Genomic DNA, 20,278 nt, shown 5'->3' on the forward strand with positions numbered 1-20,278 from the left:
AAGCGCGCTCGGCGTTTCCGAGACACCCACCATGCCGGCCGATCGCCCCTCCGAAGAGCAGAACGGTAGCGACGCTCGGAAGAGCGCGCCCTCCACGCCGAACGAGGTGAAGAGCGCGCCTTCCACGCCGAACGAGACGAAGGACACGAGCGACGACGAGCGCGAGAAGCGGCGCGCCGCGCGGAGGCGCAAGCGCACGATCCAACGATGGGTGCGGCGCGCGGGGATCACGATCGTGCTGCTCGCGGCAGCGGCGATGCTCGGCGTGGCGTTGACGATCCGGCACTACGAAGCGGACCTGCCGTCGACGGAGGAGCTGAAGAGCTACCGCCCGCCGCAGGTGACGCGCGTGATGGCGCGGGACGGTCAGCTCGTGCTCGGGGAGCTCTTCGTCGAGCGGCGCACGATCGTCGACGTCGAGGCGATGCCGGATCGCGTGCGCTACGCGGTGCTCGCCGCAGAGGACGCGTCGTTCTACGAGCACAAGGGCCTCGACTATCCGGGGATGCTGCGCGCGCTCTACAAGAACCTGCGCGGCGCGAGCGCGCGGCAGGGCGCGAGCACGATCACGCAGCAGGTCGTGAAGAACGTGCTGCTCACGTCGGAGCGCACGTTCGACCGGAAGATGAAGGAGGTCATCCTCGCGCGGCGCATCGAGCAGGAGCTCACGAAGAACGAGATCCTCGGGCTCTACCTGAACCACATCTACTTCGGGCACGGGCGCTACGGGATCGAGGAGGCCTGCCGGTACTACTTCGGCAAGTCGATCCGCGACGCGACGCTCGCGCAAGCCGCGCTGCTCGCAGGAATCGTGAAGGGGCCGAGCATCTACTCGCCGCGCGTGAGCCTGGAGCGCGCGAAGAAGCGGCGCGAGTACGTGCTCGGGCAGATGCTCGCGAAGGGCTTCGCGTCGGCGGAAGAGGTGGAGCGCGCGCGCGCGGAGGAGGTGAACCTCGCGCCCGCGCAGGAGGAGATGCGCGAGCTCGCGCCCGAGGTCGTCGAGGAGGCGAAGCGCACGTTGCGCGCGCTCGTCGGTCCGGATGCGGATCGCGGCGGCTACACGATCACGACGACGATCGATCCGACGATGCAGTCAAAGGCGCGCGGCGCCGTGCGCACGAGCCTCGACGGGTACTTGAAGCGGCACAACATGCTCGCGCCGCTCGCGCCGGGGAAGCGCGAGCCGCCCGCGTTCGAGGGCGCGCCGAAGCCGAGCGGTCATCGCGTGTACGCGGGCGTCGTGACGGGGCACGACGACACGAAGGGGCTTTTGTTCGTGCGCATCGGCGCGCTCGCGGGCGCGGTCGATCTGCGCGGCAAGAGCCGGTACAACCCGAAGGATCTCTTGCCGAGTCAGTTCGCGAAGGTCGGCAAGGTGGTGCGCGTGAGCCTCGTGGATCCGAAGGAGGCCGCCGCGTCGGCCGCGGATCCGCGCCAAGGCGCGCCCGAGCCAGGGACGGAGGAGCCGGCGCTGGAGCCGGCGCCGAAGGAAAAGGCGCAGCCGGCGGGGCTACGGCTGGAGCTCGGGCCGCAGTCGGCGCTCGTGGCGATCGACGTCGCGTCGCGCGAGATCGTGGCGCTCGTCGGAGGGTACGAGGGCGTGCGCGGCGGGCTCGATCGGACGCTTTCGAGGAGGCAGCCGGGCTCGACGTTTAAGGCGTTCGTCTACGCGTACGGGATCCACACGCGCAAGTTCACGCCGGCCACGCTGCTGGAGACGAACCCCGCGGCGCTGAAGGGCTACCAGCCGAACAACTACGACGAGAGCGAAGGGAAGACGCCGGCACGTTTGCGCGAGGCGCTCGCGCACAGCGTCAACGTCGCGGCCGTGTGGTCGATCCAGGAGCTCGGCGCTGCGCACGTGATGGCGTTCGCGCAGGACCTCGGGATCGAGTCGAAGCTCGGCGCGGATCTGTCGCTCGCGCTCGGCGCCTACGAGGTGACGCCGCGCGAGATGGCCGCGGCGTACGCGGCGTTCGCAGCCGGTGGCGAGTACAAGAAGCCGCGGCTCATCACGCGGATCACCGGGCCGAACGGGGTGGACATCCCGCTCGGATCGGAGCCGGAGCCGAAGCGCATGCTCACCGAGGACGAGGCGTTCCTGGTGAACAGCCTGCTCCGGACCGTGGTGGAGCGAGGCACGGCGACACGCGCGAAGGCGCTCGATCGGTGGGTCGCAGGCAAGACCGGGACGAGCAACCAGTCGAAGGACGCGTGGTTCGTCGGCTACTCGATGGACATCGCGTGCGCGGTGTGGACGGGCTTCGACGATGCCGCGCCGCTCGGCGCGGGCGAGACGGGCGCGGTCGCGTCGTTGCCTGCATTCGTGGACTTCATGCGCGAGGCGCACGCGGGCAAACCGAAGCGCGCGCCGACGGAGCCCGCGGGCCTCGAGCACAAGCGGATCGATCCGGAGACGGGCCTGCTCGCGTACGAGGGGCAGGAGAACGCGATCGACGAGGTGTTCCTGAGGGACACCGCACCCGACGCGGGCGTCGACGCCGCGCCGGACGGGGAGGCGGACGCGGAGACGGACGAGGCAGGCGCCACGGACGAGGGCGCGGAGGCGGGCGCGGAGGAGCCGCTCCCGGTCATCCCGGTGCCGACGCTGAAGCACGAGGGGCCGCCCGGCGAGGGCGAAGGGGATCACGCCAAGGAGCCTTGAGGCTCCGGCGTTCGTTCGAGCTCAAACGAGTTCGTCGATGGGGCCTGCGCCCTCGCGCAGGATGCGCACGTCGCCTTCGCTGAGGTCGACGATGGTCGTGGGCAGGTTGCCGCCGGCACCGGCGTCGAGGACGAGCTCGAGGGCGGGGAAGCGTTCCTTGATCTCCCAGGGATCAACCATGGGATCCTCGCCGGGCGGCGCGGCGGTGGTGCTGATGATCGGGCGCCCGAGTTCACGCACGATCGCGAGCGTGACGGGGTTCGAAGGCACGCGGATGCCCACGGTCTTCTTGTTCATCTGCACGATCTTCGGCACTTCGCGCGTCGCTTGGAGCACAAAGCAATACGGACCGGGCAGGAAGCGCTTGAGCACGCGGTAAGCGGCGTTCTCGACGACCGCGTACCGCGCGATGTCCCCGAGATCCGGGCAGATGAAGGCGAGGTTCTTGTCTCGCTGCATCCCCTTGATCTGGTAGAGCGTCTCGATCGCCTGCTTGTTGAAGAGGTCGCAGCCGAGCCCGTAGACGGTGTCCGTCGGGTAGCCGATGACGCCGCCCTTCTCCAGGATCTCGACGGCGCGCCGGATCTTGCGGGGCTCGGGGTGCTCGGGGTTGATGGGAAGGAGGATGCCCACGGTTACGGCTCGTGAAGGAAGGCCTGCGGCAGTGGGGCGCGGCTCGGCTCGTCCGAGCAACGCGCCCCCGGGCGTGACGAGGACCTAGTCCTTCAGCGCCTCGCTGCCACCGATGATCTCCATGAGCTCCTTGGTGATCGCAGCCTGACGCGCGCGGTTGTACTGGAGCGTCAGGCGCTCGACCATTTCCTTCGCGTTCTTCGTGGCCGCATCCATCGCCGTGAGCTTCGCGCCGAACTCGCTCGCCATCGACTCGTAGAGCGCGCGGAGGAGCGAGATGTCGACGTACATCGGCGCGAGTACGTCGAGCAGCGCCTCGCGGTTCGGCTCGAAGATGAACTCGGTCGCCGACGTCGCCTCGGCCTGCTCCCCTTCGGCGAGCGGACGAACGGGCAAGAGCCGCTCGACCACGACCTGCTGCGTGACCGCGCTCTTGAACTCGTTGTAGATGACGTAAATGCTGTCGATCTCGCCCTTGAGGAAGGGATCGAGGATCTCCTTGCCCACGCGCTGCGCCGTTTCGAGGGCGAGCTTCTCCCATACGCCCGGGAGGTAGCCGAGGTTCGGGGCGTTGCGACGGCTCATGTAGTCCCGGCCTTTGCGGCCGATGACCTTCATGATCACCTCCTGCCCCTGCTCGACGCGGCTCTTCCACTCGCGCTCGGCGCGCTTATTGATGTTCGTGTTGAACGCGCCGCAGAGGCCACGATCACTCGTGAGGATCAGGAGCATCACGCGGCGCTCGGGGCGCTCGACGAGCAGCGGGTGGAGCGGGCGATCGAGGACGACGTCGGCCTCCGCCGGGACGCCTTGCCCGCCGTCCGGCGCGCTCGCCGCCCGCGCCGACGCCGTGATCGCCGCGAGGACCTCCTGCGTCTTGATGGCGTAGGGGCGCAGCTCCGTGATGCGCTGCTGGGCGCGGTTGAGCCGCGCGCCAGCAACCATCTTCATCGCGCGCGTGATCTTCTGCGTCGAGCGGACGCTGGTGATGCGCTTGCGGATCGCTTTGAGCGAAGGCACGGCTTACTTCGCTTTCTTGGCGGCCTTCTTCGGGGCCGCCTTGCCATCGGCCTTCGCCTCGGCCTTCGGGGCCTCGGCCTCCTCCTCCTCGACGGCAGGCTTCGACTTGCCGCCGGGGACGAAGTTCTTCTTGAAGGACTCGATCGCCTTGTTGATCTTCTTCTTGAGCTCGTCGTCGAGCGCCTTCTTCTCGGCGATCTCCGGCAAGAGCGTCGAGTGCTTCGACTCGAAGTACTTGTAGAGCTCCTCCTCGAACTGCGCGAGCGCCTCGACCGGCAGGTCGTCGACGTAGCCGTTGATGCCGGCGTAGATGATGAGGACCTGCTTCTCGACCGAGAGCGGGACGTACTGGCCCTGCTTCAGGATCTCGACCATGCGCGCGCCGCGCTCGAGCTGTTTGCGCGTCTTCGCGTCGAGGTCGCCCGCGAACTGCGCGAACGCCGCCATGGCGCGGTACTGCGCGAGGTCGAGGCGGAGCGTGCCGGCGACGCTCTTCATCGCCTTGATCTGCGCGTTGCCGCCGACGCGGCTGACCGAGATGCCGACGTTGATGGCCGGACGAACGCCCGAGTAAAACAGGTCGGCTTCGAGGAAGATCTGACCGTCCGTGATGCTGATGACGTTCGTCGGGATGTACGCCGAGACGTCACCGGCCTGCGTCTCGATCACGGGAAGGGCCGTGAGCGAGCCGCCGGACCACTTGTCCTTGATGATCTCGTAGTCGCTGCCCATTTCCTTCAGGCTGTGGTGCGACGACTCCTTGCCCTGCTCGCCGATGTGGATCTTGCCGTCGGCGCCGCGATAGTCGCGGTCTCCGTGCGGCGGCGCCGGCGTGCCCTTCTTCACGACCCAGAAGACGTCCGCCATCTTCGCCGCGCGCTCGAGCAAGCGGGAGTGGAGGTAGAAGACGTCGCCCGGGTACGCCTCGCGGCCCGGCGGGCGGCGCAGGAGGAGCGAGAGCTGGCGGTACGCGACGGCCTGCTTCGAGAGGTCGTCGTAGATGCAGAGCGCGTGGCGGCCCGTGTCGCGGAAGAACTCGCCCATCGTCACGCCGGTGTACGGCGCGATGTACTGGAGCGGCGCCGTCTCGCTCGCGGTCGCGGCGACGACGGTCGTGTACTCCATGGCGCCGTAGCTCTCGAGCCGATCGACGACCTGGCGGACCGTGCTGAGCTTCTGGCCGATCGCCACGTAGATGCAGTGAACGCCCTTGCCCTTCTGGTTGATGATCGCGTCGACCGCGACGGCGGTCTTGCCGACCTGGCGGTCGCCGATGATGAGCTCGCGCTGACCACGGCCGATCGGGATCATGGCGTCGATCGCCTTGATGCCCGTCTGGAGCGGGTCCTTGACCGGTTGGCGCTGGATGATGCCGGGCGCCTTCACCTCGACGCGGCGGCGCTCCTTCGTCTCGATCGGGCCCTTGCCGTCGATCGGCATGCCGAGCGCGTTCACCACGCGGCCCACGACGGCCTCGCCCGCCGGCACGTCGAGGATGCGGCCCGTGCGCTTCACGGCGTCGCCTTCCTTGATGATGCTCGTGTCGCCGAAGATCGCGCAGCCAACGTTGTCGGCCTCGAGGTTCAGCACGAGACCGGCGAGCGTCTCGCCGCCCGCGCCCACGAACTCGACGAGCTCACCGGCCATCGCGCGGCTGAGCCCGTACACGCGGGCGATACCGTCGCCGACCGTGAGCACCGTGCCCACCTCGGTGACGAGCGCGGCCTTGTCGATGTTCTGGATCTGCTTCTTGATGATCTGAGAAATCTCTTCGGCTCTGAGCTGCATGGGGGAAGTCCTTGATCCTGTTTCGACCCGGCCCGTGCGAGGGGCGGTGGAAGTTTTGGGGCCTCGGGCGGCCTACCGACTAGGTGCGGAGCAGCGACTCGCGGAAGCTCTCGAGGCGGGCCTTGACGCTCCCGTCGATCACCTGGTCGCCGATGCGGGTGACGATGCCTGCGATGAGCGAGGGATCCTGCACGTGCGTGATGACGACCTTGCGGCCGGTCGATTTCTCGAGCTCGGCGCGGAGCTTCGCAAGGTAGCTCTCGCTGAGCGGACCGGCGCTCGTGACCGTCGCGCGGAGCGTGCCCGCGTCCTCGTCCACGAGCTTCTCGAGCTGACGGACCATGTCCGGCAGCGCAGAGAGGCGCCTGCGCTTGGCGAGCAGGCGCAACGTCGAGAGCGCCGTCTCCGAGAGGCTCATGCGCTGGCCGACCTCCTTGAGGAGCGCCTCGCGTTGATCCTCCGCGATGAGCGGGCTCTGAAGGACCATCCGCAGCTCGTCCGACTTCTCGAAGCTCGCCGAGAAATCCGCGAGATCCCGCGCGACCACGGGCAGATTCTTGAGCTCCTTGCCGAGCTCGAAGACGGCACGCGCATACCGCCTGGCGATCGTCTCGCTGCTCATCGCGCACCTCCCGCAGGCCCGCTCGAAGCGAGCGCCTCACGCACCGAGGTCAGGTAGTCCTCACTCATCCGATCGAGGTCGGCCTGCGCCGTGCGGCTGCGGATGATCTCCTCGGCCGCCGTCGTCGCGCCCTGCACCGCGTCACGCATGAGCTCGATCCGCGCCGTCCGGAGCTCCTGCTCGATGCGGAACTCGGCGTCGCGACGCATGCGCGTCCGGCGCTCCTCGGCCTCGGCGAGGATGTGCTTCTTCTCGAGCTCGGCCTGCGCCGCGTACTCGGCCTTGAGCGCCGTGAGCGTCTCGGCCATCTGCTCGAACTTGCCCTCGTACTCGTCGAGCCGCTTCTGCGCCTCGTTCTTCAAGCGCGACGCGTTGTCGATCTCCGACATGATCGACTGCTTGCGCTTCACGAGCGCATCGCCGATCGGCTTCTTGCCGAAGCGGTAGAGGATGAACCCGAGCACGCCGATGTTCAGGATCGCCGCGAGGAAGGGCGGAGGCTCGTTCTTCGGATCGCAGGGATCCGCGTGGTTCTCGTACCGCCAGAGGAGCTTGTTCACGAAGCCCGGCTGGACGGCCTTCTCGTTGTTCACGGAGATCATGCCGTGCCACCAGTTGATCTGGTCGAAGTGCGGCACGTCGTGCGGGCCATGGCCGGGGCAATGCCCGCCGTGCCCACCCGCCTCGGCGTGCGCCGGCTCGGGTGCGCGCTGCGGCTGCTGCCTCTGCATGCCCGGGGGGAACCCAGGACGCCCCGGCATTCCCTGCCCCGGCATCCCTTGCCCGGGCATCGGCCGGCCCATCTGCCCCGGCGCCGGCCGCGCCTGGCCCGGCGGGACGTCGAGCGGCGGATGTCCCGCCGGCAGCCCCTGGTTCGGGTTCGTCTGCGCGAACGCCGACGCGCCCGCGAGCCCCACCGCGAGCGGGAAGGCGACCTTCGCAAGCCTTCGCGACATCATCGACCGACCTCCCGACCGAGGACCCGAGACGCGATCTCGGCGGCGAGCGCCGGCTGCGCGTCCTTCAGCTCCTTCCTCATCTGCTCGACCTCCGCGGCGATCCGCGCCTTGCCCGTTTCGAGGATGCGCGCCGCCTCGTCACGCGCCTCGCCCATGATCTTCGTCTCGAGCTCTTTGGCCTCGCGGCGCAGCTTCTCGCGCTCGAGATTCGCCTCGCGCCGGACCTTCTCGAGCTCCGCTTCGTACTTCGTGAGCAGCTCGCCGGCCTTGGCGTCCATCTTGCGCGCGTCGTCCTTGGCGCCTTCGGTGCGCTTCTCACGCTCCTCGAAGACACGCAGCAGCGGATCGAAGAGCAAGGGCCGCAGCACGACGACGAACGTCGTGAAGAGGATGAACTGGGCGATGAACGTCGGGTCGAAATCGACGTTGATCGCCGAGGCGAAGAGCTTGGCTGAGGCGAGGTGGTTCACGGGATCCGGCGGTCTCCGGAGGGCCTCGATGTCTCGATCGGCTCGAGAGGCGGGGAGGCCACGGGTCATGGCCCTCGGTTGATCCCGAGGAGACAGCCTCCGAACGTCACGGGCCGCGCGAGAGGCAAAAAGACACCCTCTCGATGGGCGCGGGGGCAACTAGCACGTGGCGAAGGGAACGGGAAGGCCCCTTTTGTTCGCCGGAGGCAGGCCCACCAGCGCGCGGCAAAAAGGGGGCAATGGACCCGGGTTCGCGCCCGCCCTTTCCCGAAAAAAGTGCGTCGTGTGCGAGGTCGGCCCTGACGGAACGCCCCGCGAATGCAGGGGCTCGCGCGGACGAACCCGCTCAGCCGCCCGCTCCGTCGTCAGAGCGTCCAGTCCTCGACGCGCAGGTGCGGATAGATGCGGAACGCAGCGGGCCTGCGCGTCACGAGCGTGAAGTCGTGCGTGACGGCGATGGCCGCGATCATGACGTCGTCGGTGTCGACGTCGGGCGCCACGGTCGTGCGAAGCTTGGCGAAGGACTGCGCCGCGAGCGTGTCGAAGGGCGCCACCTTCACCGCGGCGACGAGGCGGATGACGTCCTGCATGAGCTTCGGGTGCCGCGTGCGGCGCGCGGCGATCAGGATCTGGCTGACCGTGATCGACGTCGTCCAGCGCTCCGACGTAGGCACGCCGGAGAGGCGCTTGACGAGCAGGCGCGAAGGGACCGTGCGGAGGACCTCGGCCAGCGTGGCCGTATCGAAGAGGTAACCCACGTGCGCTAGCCCCGATGCCAGAGCCCGGTCTGCGAGATGTCGACGAGGAGCGAGTCGACGAACTCGTCATGGCGGCACGTGCCGCACAAGGAGAGCAGCGGGTCGACGCCGTCGACCGCAGGATCGGGCGGATCGATCTTGTCGAGGTCACTCATCGGGACGATGGCCGCGATCGGATGCCCCTCGCGCGTGACGAGCGTGCGCGCGCGGACGCGTTCGGCCGCATCGACGGCGTCGAGGCAGTGACCCGGCAGGTCGGCGATGGGGATCCCGTACTTCTGCACCACGGCATGATACCTACCGGATCGAGCGTCCGGAGTCACGAGCGCGCATCAGCGGAAGAGCTCGGCGAGCAAGCGCGAGAGCTCACCTAGGCCCGCTTCGATCGCAGTCTCGGGGCTCGTCGGCTCCCGCGGAAGGACGGCATGCTCCTCACGCAAGGCGAGCGCAGCGCGCGGGTTCTGGAACCAGTCCTCGTCGAAGCGCTCGAGGAGCGCGCGGCGATCCGACAAGGCGAGGAGCGCACCCGCGAGGCGCGTCGGATCCTGCGGTTCGAACGCGGGGAGGACGAACGCGAGCCCACCGGGGATCGAAGCGCCGAGGGCACGATCGGTGAGCTCTTCGAAGCGCTCACGCCGGGCGCGGTGCGGCAGGGTGACGGTGCCACGAAGGAGGACACGGGCCGCGTCGAGGCGGAGCGAGAGGAGGAGCGCGCGGGCGACGTCTTGTGCTTGCACGCGCGCACGCGAGCGGCCGAGGCCGAGCGAGCGCACGCCGAACGTGGGGTCGGTAGGCAAGGCGCCGAAGAGCGCGGCCCTGCGCGCGCGACGGAGATCAAACGGCGGACGCGCGAGGACGAAGGGCGCCGCGCGCGGGACGTCGGCCTCGGCGAAGGCTTCGCCGAAGCGAGCGAGCGCGCGCACGAAGGAGGACGCGCCGAGCAGGCGCGGGAGCGTGAACGGCGGGATCGAGAGTCCGTCGAGGAGGCCCGTCTTGCCGAAGAGCTCCTTGAACCAGCGCGGCGAGAGGCGCGCAGGCCAGCCCTCGCCCGCGTCACGCGCGAGCATCACGGCGAGCGCATCGTCCCAGCGCGGCGCGCGCTTCGGCAGGAGCTCGGCCGTCACGTCGAGCAGGCGTTCGGCGATCCGCGCGAGCGAGGCCGCGGGCTTCACGGGGATCTCGAGGGCATCGACGTCCTCGATCCCGAGGCGGCGGAACGCCTCGGCGCGGCGCTCCTCGTGGACGAGCGCGGCGTCGGAGAGATCGCCCGCGCCACGCGCGAGCGCGTCGGCGAGCACGTGGCGCCGCGCGGGCACGGTCTCGTCGAGCAGACGTGCGAGCGTGACGCGCGGGCTCACGCGCTCGGGCGCGGGGCCTTCGATCTCGATCGTGGGCGCGTGCCACGCCTCGGCGAGGCGCACGCGCTCGGCCCAGGTGACGCGCGTGATCGTGAGCGCTGCGACGTGCGCCTGCGCGGCGGCGAGGATCGGATCCTTCGCGCCCCGCTCGCCGAGCTCGATCCACATCGAGCGTGTGCTCACCGCGCGGAAGGCTTCGAGCACATTGCCACGCGCGGCGGGTCCCTCGACGCGGAAGGCGCGATCCTTCTGGCGGAGCTCGTCCGTGGCGCGTGCGATCAGACGATCGATCTCGTGCGGAGGTAGATCCATGTGCGTCACCCGTGCACGGTGGGCTCTTTGCCGAGCACCTCGACGAGCTTCCCCTCGGCCCGCGCGATCTCTTCGAGGCGCGCGCGCACGGCGGCGGGATCCGCCTTCACGCTCGTCGCGAGGTCGACGAACGTTCGGTAGTGCCGCGCCTCGCAAGCGAAGAGCTCCTCGTAGAACGCGAGCAGCTCGGGCTCGTCGCCGCGCGCCCGCAAGGCCTCGCAGAGGAGGCGAAACCGCTCGCACGATCGCGCCTCGATCACGGCGCCGACGAGCAGCCGATCGACGAGCGGATCCTCCGGCGCGCCTTTGCGACCGACGCCGATCGCCTTGCGCAGCTCGGCCGCGTAGACGTCAACCTCGGGCTTGCCGAGCGTGAGACCTCGGCGGGTGAGCTCGTCGAGCACGCCTCGGAAATGACGCAGCTCCTCTTCGGCGAGCTCGACGAGCGCGCGCGCCACCTCCGTCCGCTCGGGCCAGCGCGCCGCCAGCGACAGCGCGTTCGACGCCGCCTTCATCTCGCAGTGCGCGTGATCCCGGAGCAGGGTGGCGAGGTCCGCGAGGGCCAAGGTCGCCCAGGCGGGATCGGTCGGTCGGGTCAGGCAGAGCACGAGGCCCGAACTATGGCACGACGACTCCGGGCGCAAGACGCGGCAAGCGTCCTTCCGTCCGGGATGCGCCCGCGCGTCGGGGCGCTTCGGTCACTTCTCCCCTTCGCCGCTCGCCGCTTCGCTCGCCGTCCCTTCGCCGCTCACCCGGTTGCGCGTCAGGCCGCTCGACTCGAGGTGATACGTCAGGCCGATGGCGATCATCGTGCTGTTGATCGTGGTCGAGAGCGTCCGGCGGACGGAGACCTCGGCGGCGATCTCCTGGCCGATGTAGCCGAAGCCGCCGGAGATCTGATGGACGCCCGCGCCTTGATCGAAGCGGTAGCCGAGGCGGATCGGGTAATGGTCGGCCGCGAGGTACTCGCCGCCTGCCATGACGCGCGCCGTCGCCTTGTTCCATGAATCGAGATCGGCGACGCCGTCGACCTCGAGCGTGAGGCTCTCCGATCCGTAGCCGAGCGCGGCGCCGATCGTGGTGGGCAGGAGGCCGTGGCCTGGGTGCGTGAGGTTCTGCCCGACGACGCCGAGGTGAACCGACTGCGTGATCTTGATGGTGACCCCCGCGTCGAAGGTCAGCGTGTCGACCGACGGCATGCGCTTGCCTGCCGCGTCGACGAGCCCGCCTGACACGGGGCTGTAACGTGCCGTCGCGGCGTCATCGAGCGGACCGAAGCCGTCCTGGATCATGCGCAGGTAGCGACCGCCGATCCCGAGGAAGACACGATCGCCGACGGGGTACGCAGCGGCCGCGCGCGCGTCGATGAAGCCGCGATCGGCGCCGTCGGGATCGATGATGCCGCCCATGAACGCGAGGCCGCCAGAGATGCGGGTCGACGACGTGATCGAGTCGACGATGGCACCGCCGCCGATGGCGCGTGTCACCTCGGGCGTGAACTGCCCGATCGCCTCGATGTGGTAGAGGCGCGTGAGCGCCATGTTCGCGGGGTTCGAGAAGATCGCCGTCGTGCCGTTGCCGACGGCGCGTGTCGCGCCGGCCATGGCGAGGCTCCGCGCCGTCTCGTTCTCCCCGTAGGAGTAGGCGAGCTGCGGGGCGAGGGCGATTTCCTGCGCGTGCACGATCGAAGCCGACGATCCGACCACCAGCGCGGACAAGACCGCGGTGGTGCCTGCTCTGCTCACCGGACGCATGAGGGGGCCTTAGCCACATGTCGAGGTCCAGGGCAACTTCTCGGACCCGCCGCGAAGAGGCGGCGGAACCGGTCGTGGCCGTTGCGGGCAAACGTCGGAAATCATGGACAATCTTCCCTCTTGACGGACGGACGCGTCTGCCAATGCCCGCCACTCGCGGGCGTCCGAGGACGCGCTTCCTCCGGACGCTATGGTTTCGGCCCTCCCCGCAACGTGACGCCCGGCAGAGCGCGAACGGCGCTACGCGTCGAAACGTCGAACTCGGAAAAACTGCCGTAAAATCCGGTGGTTGGGGCATTTGTTTTCGTTGGGGATGGACGCCCGCCCATCCCCGGTGCTACCTCCGGTTCGTCTTCGCCGCGGCCCCTGTGGGGGGCCCGTCGGGTCTCGGATTTTTCCTGACGATCGTGAAGGAAACCTCCCAAGGGCTTACGCAGGGGAGGCTTGATCCTGTATTGTCGTTTTCGCGTTCCGTGATGAACCATTGCGCGAAGCTCGAACAGCCCCCCTGGAAATGGGCGGGTCACCCCCGCGGGTCGACCCCCATCCCCGAGCCGGGCGAGCCCCGAGGTGTCGCCGGGCCGCCGGCTCCTGATCGTGCCCTTCGCGCCCACAGCATGCGTCCCCCTCGGCATTCTGTGGATATCTTGTGGACAACGCGGGGGATTCGTCACGGGCTTCGAACTTCCCGTATTGATTCCGCACGATAGCGAGACGAATCGCTGATGCGGGTTGTGGAAAACTTGGGGGCGATCCTGCACGAGGATCGCCACGGCACTGTATTCGCAGCGATTTCTGGGCTGGAATGACCACTTCGAGAGACGAATCGCGAGCGATTTTCGAACGGGCGATCGAGCATACGCGCGGGCTTTCCCCTGCGACGTTCGATCAGTGGTTCGGCGGCGTGCAGTTTGACGACCTCACGGACGGGGTCCTCTCGCTCCGGGTGCAGAACGAGTTTGTTCTCGAGTGGGTCAAGACCAATTTCCTGCCCACGATCACGGACAAGATCCGTGAGATCACCGGCTGGAGCGTCCAGGTCGCGTGGACCATCGACCAGCACCTCGAGGCTCCCATCGCGAACGTCCCTCAGATGCCGCCCGTGCGCCCCCGCTCCCTCGTCGTGCGCAGCTCGACGAACCCGCCGGCCGCGCCCGCATCCCCGAGCGCGCCCGTCGCCGCCGAGCCACGCGCCCCGGCGCCCGCGCCTGCGCCGCTGCGCAGGCCCGCCCTGCCCGATGATCTGAACCCGAAGCACACCTTCGCGACGTTCGTCGTCGGCCCCTCGAACCAGCTCGCCCACGCCGCCGCGATCGCGGCCGCGGGCGGCGGCGGCCGGCGGTACAACCCGCTCTTCATCTGCGGCGGCACTGGCCTCGGCAAGACGCACCTCGTCCACGCGATCGCCCACCGCGTCCTCGGTGAGCGCCCGGGCGCCCGCATCATCTACGTCTCCGCCGAGCGCTTCACGAACGACTTCATCACGGCGATCCAGCACCATCGGATGGACGACTTCCGCGCGAAGTACCGCGTCCATTGCGACCTGCTCCTCGTCGACGACATCCAGTTCCTCGCCGGCCGCGAGCAGACGCAGGAAGAGTTCTTCCACACGTTCAACGCGCTCCACGGCCTCGATCGGCAGATCGTCGTGACGAGCGACAAGTACCCGCAGAACCTCGAGCGCATGGAGGAGCGGCTCGTCTCGCGCTTCTCGTGGGGCCTCGTCGCTGACATCCAGGCACCCGAGCTCGAGACGCGCGTGGCGATCGTGCGCAACAAGGCCGCGCTCGAGGGCATCGTCCTGCCCGACGACGTCGCGCTCTACCTCGCCCAGGTGATCCGCTCGAACGTGCGCGAGCTCGAAGGCACGCTGATCCGCCTCGCCGCCAAGTCCTCGCTCACGGGCCGCCCCGTGGATCTCGCCTTCGCCCGCGCCGAGATCACGGCCGCCACGCCCCGCGCGCAGATCATGAGCGTCGAGGACATCCAGCGCGCGGTCTGCCACCATTTCCACCTCCGCTCGATCGATTTGACCTCCAAAGATCGCCACAAGAGCATCGCCTTCGCGCGGCACGTGGCGATGTACCTGTGCAAGCAGCGGCTCAAGGTCTCGTTCCCCGAGATCGGTCGTGCGTTCGGCAACCGCGACCACACGACCGTCATGAGCGCCGTCCGGAAGATCGAGGCCCAGCGCGATACCGACCCGCAGGTCCGCGCCCACCTCGAAGCCCTGGAGCGCAAGCTCGCCGGCGATTCCTGAGCGTCCGGCGGGACGCCCCATCCCCGAACGCCCTCCGCGCGTAGACTGGGGCCATGCGCTGGATCCCGTCCCTCGCGCTGCTCGTCGCCACGAGCGCCTGCGCGTCCCCTCCCCCCGCGCCCGCCACGACGCCCGCTCCGAAGATCGCGTTGCCTGTCCTCGACGCGGCTCCGAAGGAGACGAGCGCGCCCAAGGAGAGCTTGCTCCTGCCGCCGGGCGATCGGCCTTCGATCCCGGAATGGAACGGCGCGACGGCGTGGCTGAACGTGGATCGGCCGCTGCGCCGCGACGCGCTGCGTGGTCACGTGGTGGTGGTCGATTTCTGGACGAGCTGCTGCATCAACTGCCTGCAAACGCTCCCCACGCTGGCCGCGATCGAGCGGCGTTTCGCGAAGGATCCCGTGCTCGTCGTGGGCGTGCATTCGCCCAAGTTCGACGAAGAGAAGAACGCGGCACGCCTGCGCGACACGCTGCGTGATCTGGAGATCGTCCACCCCGTCGCCGTCGACGCGGACATGACGATCTGGGACGCGTGGGGCGTACGCGCGTGGCCCACGGTCGCGCTGATCGACGCGGAAGGAAGGCTCGCGTGGGTGGGCTCGGGCGAGCCGGATCCAGCCGACCTCAGCGGCGCGGTCGAAGAGGCGCTCGCCGAAGGGCGGGCCACGAACGTGCTCGCGAAGGGGCCGCTCGAAGGGCTGCGGCCCGATCGCGGTCCGGCCGGCGTGTTGCGATATCCGGGCAAGGTGCTCGCGCTGCAGAACGGCGGCCTCGCCATCGCCGACACGGGCCATCACCGCATCGTGCTGACGAACGCCGCGGGCGTGGTGGAGGCCGTGTTCGGATCGGGCGAGGCGGGCGCGAAGGACGGCGCCGCGGAGCGCGCGACGTTCCAGCGTCCGCAGGGGATGACGGAGGTCGGCGCCGATCTCTATGTCGCCGATACGGGCAACCACCTGATCCGCAAGATCGATCGCACCACGCGGCAGGTCATCACGGTCGCCGGCACGGGCGAGCTCGGCGCCGAGCCGCTCGGCTTGCAGGAGCACACCGGGCGGACGGCCCCGCTGCGCTCGCCCTGGGATCTGTTGCACCACAAAGGATCGATCTACGTCGCGCTCGCCGGCTCGCATCAGATCGCGGTCTTCGATCCGAAGATGGGCACAGTGCGCCTCTACGCGGGCAGCGGGCGGGAGGCGCGTGAGGACGGGCCGGCCCAGGCCGCCGCGTTCGCCCAGCCGAGTGCGCTCGCCACCGACGACAAGAGCCTCTTCGTGCTCGACAGCGAGACCTCGAGCGTCCGCGCGATCGACTTCGCGACGGCCACCGTGCGCACCGTGATCGGCGTCGACCTCTTCGTGTTCGGCGACGTCGACGGCGAGGCCGCAAAGGCGCGGTTGCAGCACCCGATCGGCATGACGTACGGGCAAGGCGCGTTGTGGGTCGCCGATTCGTACAATGGAAAGGTCAAGCGCGTGGACCCGGCGAAGGGCACGACACGCACCGTGCTCACGGGCCTCGCGGAGCCGGCCGGGATCACGGTCGCGGGCAAAGACCTCGTCGTGGTCGACACGAACAAGAGCCGCATCGTGCGGCGCGCGATCACTGCCAGCGGTGAGGCCGCGCCCGTCGCCTTCGCCGGCCTCACGCCTCCCAAGGCGCCGTGAACGTCAGAACCGATCGAGCTAGCCGAGCTTCGCGAGCGCCTCACGCGCGTCGTCGGCGATGAAGCCGTTGCCGTAGGCATCGGCCATCCGGAGCACGAGTTCAAGCTCTCGCCTCGCTTCGTCCCGCGCGCCGTGCTCGGCGAGCAGCGAGGCCAGAAGCGAGCGGCCTTCGAGCGCATCGGCGTGGTAGCCGCGCGCCTCGGCGTACTTCACGAGCTCGCGGATCCGCCCCTCGGCGCCCGGCTTGCCGCTCTGCCCGTCGAGGTACGCGAGGTGGACGCGGTTGAGCGATGCGATGCGCTCGTAGCCCGCCTCCTCGGCGATCTGCAGCGACTCGGTGAGCGTGGCGTAGGCGCGCGGAAAGTCGCCGAGGCGCCGCGTCGTATCGCCGAGGTTGTGCAAAGACGCGGCCATCTCGGCGCGCAGCCCCGCAGCACGAGCGAGCTCGACCGCGCGCGCCGAGGCCTCCGACGCAGCGCGAAAATCGCGCATGAACGCGTACACGAGCACGCGCTCCTTCTCGCGCTCGCTCGCGAGCGTGGGGTCGCCGCTCGGGCTCTTCGCCTCGGCGCGATCGATCGCGAGCAGCGCCGCCGCAGCGACGCCGGTCGCGGCGCGCACGTGGGCGATGGCGAGGAGCGTGCGCGGATCCTCGGCCGGCCCCATGGCTTCGAGCCGATCGGCGGCGCGCGCCGCGCGGGCGAAATCACCACTGCGCGCACCGAGATCGATCTCGGCGACGAGCGCACAACGCTGGAGCTCTTCGTTCTGCGCGGCGAGCTTGAACGCGAGGTCGATCTCGACGTACGCCCGATCGAAGCGGTTCACGGCGCCGAGCGCACGCGCGACGTCGACCCGGGCGGCGACGCGTTGTTCGAGCGTGCCCGCCGCATCGATCCGACGCAGCGCCCGCGCGGAAAGATCCTCCAGCGAGGGCGCCGCGCGCACGGGCAGGACCGCGGCGCAGAGCTCGCGCAGCCAGCTCGTGATCTCGGTCGCGGGGCGCCGGTCGAGATCGGCGAGGTCGATCGCGCGGAGCAGCAGGCGGATGCTGGGTTCGAGCTGGCAGAGGCGTATGCGGTGCGAGGCCGCGCGTGCGTAAAACGTGGCGGCGCGATCCCGATCGCCCGCGTGGTAGAGGTGCGTCCCGACGCGCTCGCCGTGCGCCTCGGCGACCTCGTCACCGAAGACGGCGCGGTACGCCTCGGCCGCCTTGCCGTGCAGATCCCGCCGCGCCTCGTGCGGGATCGTGTCGAGGACGATCTCGCCGTGCATCGGCGACGGGAAGCTCACCTCCGCGGGGCCCGCCGAACGCAAAAAGCCTCGCGCGACGAGCTCGCCGATGCCTCGATCGACAACGGAAAAACTCTCGCCGAGCAGCGCCGCGAGCACCTGCGTGTGCACCGGATCGCCGAGGATCGCCGCGGCGTTCAGCGCCCCGCGCTCCCGCTGCGGCAGGCGGCTCACGCGCGCCTCCATGAGCGCGCGCAGCGCTCGCGGCACCGCGCGCGCGCCGTCGAGCCGCAGGCGGACGCGGCCGTCCTCGACCTCCACGGCGCGCGCGTCCACGAGCTCCTTCAACAGCTCCTCGATGAAGAGCGGGTGCCCCGCGGCGCGCTCGCGACAGAACGCGGCGAGCTCGCGGGGCGCCGCGCGCACGCCGATCCGCTCTGCCACGAGGCGCTCGCTCTCCTCACCGCCGAGCGGGCCGAGCGCGACCACATGGTGACGCGCGAGCGGCAAGAGCACGCTCGGCGGCGCCGTGCGCGTCGCGAGAAGGAACACTGCGCGGATGGCCGACGCCGCGCCTTCATTGCGGCTCGCCACGCTCGCGATCACCTCTGCGGTCGCCGCATCCATCGCCTGCGCGTCGTCCCACGCGAAGCAGTGGATCCGATCCTCGCAGAGCTTGTGCACCATGCGCGTGAACGCCGCGCGCAGCGTCGTCCCCATCCCGCCGACGTGACGCGAAGGCCGATCGCCGAGCCGCGCGCCGAGCTGACGCAGCACCGCCGACGACTCCTCCTCTTGCAGGCCGAGCGCGCGGAGCCGCGGCAAGGTCGCGAGGATCGCCTGCTCGCCGTCGCCCTCCTGCACGCCGCAGAGCACCTGCAGCATCGCCTGCAGCCCGCTCCACGGCAGCTCGGCGCCGCTCGGCGGGCAGCTCGCCGCGTAAAACCCGACCGACCAGTTGCCGCGCCCGAGCCGCCGCTCGATCTCGGCGCAGAGCCGCGTCTTGCCGATGCCCTTCTCGCCGAGGACCGTGATCACCTGCGCGCGCTTGCGCGTCGCGGCCGCGAGGATCTCGCCGATGCGTCGCAGCTCCTCCTGCCTCCCGACGAACTTGCCGCTCGTGCCGATCGGCGGGCGCGCCGAGGTGATCACACGCCCGCCCTCCGGCACCGAGCTTGCTCCGTCCGGAAGCTCGTCGAAGCCAAACGCCCCGCGCACGATCCGCGCCGCCGGGTGTGACGCCGCGACCTGCTCCGCGACCGCGCGCGCGAGCCCCTGCGCCTGCGCGACCAGCGTCCCGAGCCGCGCGTCGACGATCGGCATTCCGCGCGCATCCACGAGCACGCGCCCCACGTGAACACCCGCCGACGCGCCTCGACCTTTTTGCGCACGAAGGATCACCAGCGCGGCACGCACGGCCGCCTCCGTGTCGCGCCCGTCCGCGTCTTCGAGCCCGAAGAGCGCCACGACCTGCGAGGGCTCCTGCTCCAGGATCACCCCGCCGTACCGCGTGATCACCTCGCGCGCGCCCTCCACGTCGAACGGCAGCGCCGGGATGCGGCACGTCCCCGCGACCACGAGCACCGTCCCCTCGCGCCGCTCACCCACGGGCTCCAGAAAATTCGCCGTCGCGACGTTCTCCACCGCGACCTTCAACGACGCCGACGTCGTCGGCACCTCGACCGGCGTCCGCTCGTGCTCCGTGCCTTGCGGGTCCCCGAGCACCGAGCCTGCCTCGATCTCGGGCGTCTTCCTCGCGTCGTCGTGGAACGACGCGACGAGCTCCGCGAGATCGTTTGAACCAAAACGATCACCCGTCGCGTAAAAGTACCCGAGGAGCTGCTCGTGCAGCCGACCCGCGTCGGCCACGCGCTCCTCGGGCCGCCGCGTGAGCAGGCGTCGTACGATCGCCGCGAGCTCTCGGGGAACGTCGGACCGAGCGAGCTCGAGCGGCGGCGCCTCGGCCGCGCGCACGCGCCGGAGCGTCTCGGCGTCGCCCGCGCCGGCGAACGGGTTCGTCCCGGCGACGAGCTCGTAGAGCACCGTGCCGAGCGAGAACAGATCACTCCTGCCGTCGAGCGGCTGCGCGAGTGACTGCTCCGGGCTCATGTACGAGAGTTTCCCGCGAACACGCAGCACGGATTCGCCCGCGTGCTCGTCCTCGCGCATGAAGCCCTTCGCCTTCGCGATGCCGAAGTCCGTGACCTTCACCTCGCCTTCCCAGGACACGAGGATGTTCTGCGGCGAGACGTCGCGGTGCACGATGCCGAGCGGCTTGCCTTGCTCGTCGCGCCGCCGGTGCGCGTGATCGAGCGCCTTCGCCACCTCGGCCGCGACGAACACGGCCATGCCGAACGGCAGCCGCGTCTTCGTCCGACGAAACCGCGCGAGCAGCGTCGCGAGGTCGAGCCCCGCGACGTACTCCATCGCGATGTAGTAGCCCGGCGGCTCGCCCTCCTGCTCGACGAAGCCGAGGTCGAAGACCTGCACGATGTTCGCGTGCGAGAGGCGCACCGAGAGCTTCGCTTCGTGCACGAACATCTCGAGCAGCTCGGGCTCGCGCGCGAGCTCCGGCAGGATGCGCTTCAGCGCGAGCGTCTTCTCGAAGCCCAAGGCGCCGAAGCTCTTCGCCTTCCAGACTTCGGCCATCCCCCCGGCGCCGAGCCGTTCGAGGAGCACATAACGCCCGAACTGTCTCTCCAAGTTCGCCCCCCGAGCATGCCCGCGGCGGGAACGAATCCTACCACCTCGCTCGTGTCCGGGGACCCCAAACCAAGCC

The 20,278-nt window shown here is 69.7% G+C and carries 15 protein-coding genes; 3 read left to right on the forward strand and 12 right to left on the reverse strand.

What is annotated here, in order from left to right:
* Positions 1-31 precede the first annotated feature (31 nt).
* Positions 32-2,665 carry a penicillin-binding protein 1A gene (locus E8A74_RS11005; protein WP_136928917.1) on the forward strand — a complete coding sequence of 878 codons (2,634 nt, stop codon included), beginning with the start codon at positions 32-34 and terminating at the stop codon, positions 2,663-2,665.
* Between the two features lie 21 nt (positions 2,666-2,686).
* On the opposite strand, the gene E8A74_RS11010 is transcribed toward E8A74_RS11005, so the two are convergent.
* The 11 genes from E8A74_RS11010 to E8A74_RS11060 all read right to left on the reverse strand — a co-directional run bounded on the left by E8A74_RS11010 (position 2,687) and on the right by E8A74_RS11060 (position 12,339).
* Positions 2,687-3,298, reverse strand: coding sequence for an L-threonylcarbamoyladenylate synthase (locus E8A74_RS11010; protein ID WP_232379495.1), 612 nt, complete (start codon positions 3,296-3,298; stop codon positions 2,687-2,689).
* An 84-nt stretch (positions 3,299-3,382) separates the two neighbouring features.
* Positions 3,383-4,318, reverse strand: a complete 936-nt coding sequence (gene atpG / locus E8A74_RS11015) for an ATP synthase F1 subunit gamma (protein WP_136928918.1) — start codon at positions 4,316-4,318, stop codon at positions 3,383-3,385.
* 3 nt (positions 4,319-4,321) lie between these two features.
* Complete coding sequence (gene atpA / locus E8A74_RS11020) at positions 4,322-6,106, reverse strand: F0F1 ATP synthase subunit alpha (protein WP_136928919.1); 1,785 nt, start codon at positions 6,104-6,106, stop codon at positions 4,322-4,324.
* Between the two features lie 79 nt (positions 6,107-6,185).
* Positions 6,186-6,728: an ATP synthase F1 subunit delta gene (atpH, locus tag E8A74_RS11025; RefSeq protein ID WP_136928920.1), complete on the reverse strand. Its 543-nt coding sequence runs from the start codon at positions 6,726-6,728 to the stop codon at positions 6,186-6,188.
* The gene (locus tag E8A74_RS11030) at positions 6,725-7,687 is read right to left on the reverse strand and encodes a F0F1 ATP synthase subunit B family protein (RefSeq protein ID WP_232379496.1); all 963 of its coding nucleotides are present in this window, start codon (positions 7,685-7,687) and stop codon (positions 6,725-6,727) included. The genes atpH and E8A74_RS11030 overlap by 4 nt, the downstream gene beginning before the upstream one ends.
* Positions 7,684-8,226 carry an ATP synthase F0 subunit B gene (locus E8A74_RS11035; protein WP_136928921.1) on the reverse strand — a complete coding sequence of 181 codons (543 nt, stop codon included), beginning with the start codon at positions 8,224-8,226 and terminating at the stop codon, positions 7,684-7,686. The genes E8A74_RS11030 and E8A74_RS11035 overlap by 4 nt, the downstream gene beginning before the upstream one ends.
* A 296-nt stretch (positions 8,227-8,522) precedes the next feature.
* Positions 8,523-8,915, reverse strand: a complete 393-nt coding sequence (locus tag E8A74_RS11040; protein ID WP_170229043.1) for a PIN domain-containing protein — start codon at positions 8,913-8,915, stop codon at positions 8,523-8,525.
* Between the two features lie 5 nt (positions 8,916-8,920).
* Entirely contained in the window at positions 8,921-9,199 is a 279-nt protein-coding gene (locus tag E8A74_RS11045) for a type II toxin-antitoxin system Phd/YefM family antitoxin (RefSeq protein ID WP_136928923.1), read from the reverse strand.
* A 48-nt stretch (positions 9,200-9,247) separates the two neighbouring features.
* The gene (locus E8A74_RS11050; protein WP_136928924.1) at positions 9,248-10,585 is read right to left on the reverse strand and encodes a hypothetical protein; all 1,338 of its coding nucleotides are present in this window, start codon (positions 10,583-10,585) and stop codon (positions 9,248-9,250) included.
* Positions 10,586-10,590: 5 nt separating this feature from the next.
* The gene (miaE, locus tag E8A74_RS11055) at positions 10,591-11,193 is read right to left on the reverse strand and encodes a tRNA isopentenyl-2-thiomethyl-A-37 hydroxylase MiaE (RefSeq protein ID WP_136928925.1); all 603 of its coding nucleotides are present in this window, start codon (positions 11,191-11,193) and stop codon (positions 10,591-10,593) included.
* A gap of 90 nt (positions 11,194-11,283) precedes the next feature.
* Complete coding sequence (locus tag E8A74_RS11060) at positions 11,284-12,339, reverse strand: hypothetical protein (RefSeq protein ID WP_232379497.1); 1,056 nt, start codon at positions 12,337-12,339, stop codon at positions 11,284-11,286.
* Between the two features lie 805 nt (positions 12,340-13,144).
* Between E8A74_RS11060 and dnaA the strand changes: the two genes are divergently transcribed.
* Entirely contained in the window at positions 13,145-14,599 is a 1,455-nt protein-coding gene (dnaA, locus tag E8A74_RS11070) for a chromosomal replication initiator protein DnaA (protein WP_136928926.1), read from the forward strand.
* Between the two features lie 53 nt (positions 14,600-14,652).
* The gene (locus tag E8A74_RS11075) at positions 14,653-16,266 is read left to right on the forward strand and encodes a thioredoxin-like domain-containing protein (RefSeq protein ID WP_136928927.1); all 1,614 of its coding nucleotides are present in this window, start codon (positions 14,653-14,655) and stop codon (positions 16,264-16,266) included.
* Between the two features lie 18 nt (positions 16,267-16,284).
* On the opposite strand, the gene E8A74_RS11080 is transcribed toward E8A74_RS11075, so the two are convergent.
* Positions 16,285-20,202 carry a serine/threonine-protein kinase gene (locus E8A74_RS11080; protein ID WP_136928928.1) on the reverse strand — a complete coding sequence of 1,306 codons (3,918 nt, stop codon included), beginning with the start codon at positions 20,200-20,202 and terminating at the stop codon, positions 16,285-16,287.
* Between the last annotated feature and the right edge of the window lie 76 nt (positions 20,203-20,278).

Source organism: Polyangium fumosum, assembly GCF_005144585.1.
Taxonomy (GTDB): domain Bacteria; phylum Myxococcota_A; class Polyangia; order Polyangiales; family Polyangiaceae; genus Polyangium; species Polyangium fumosum.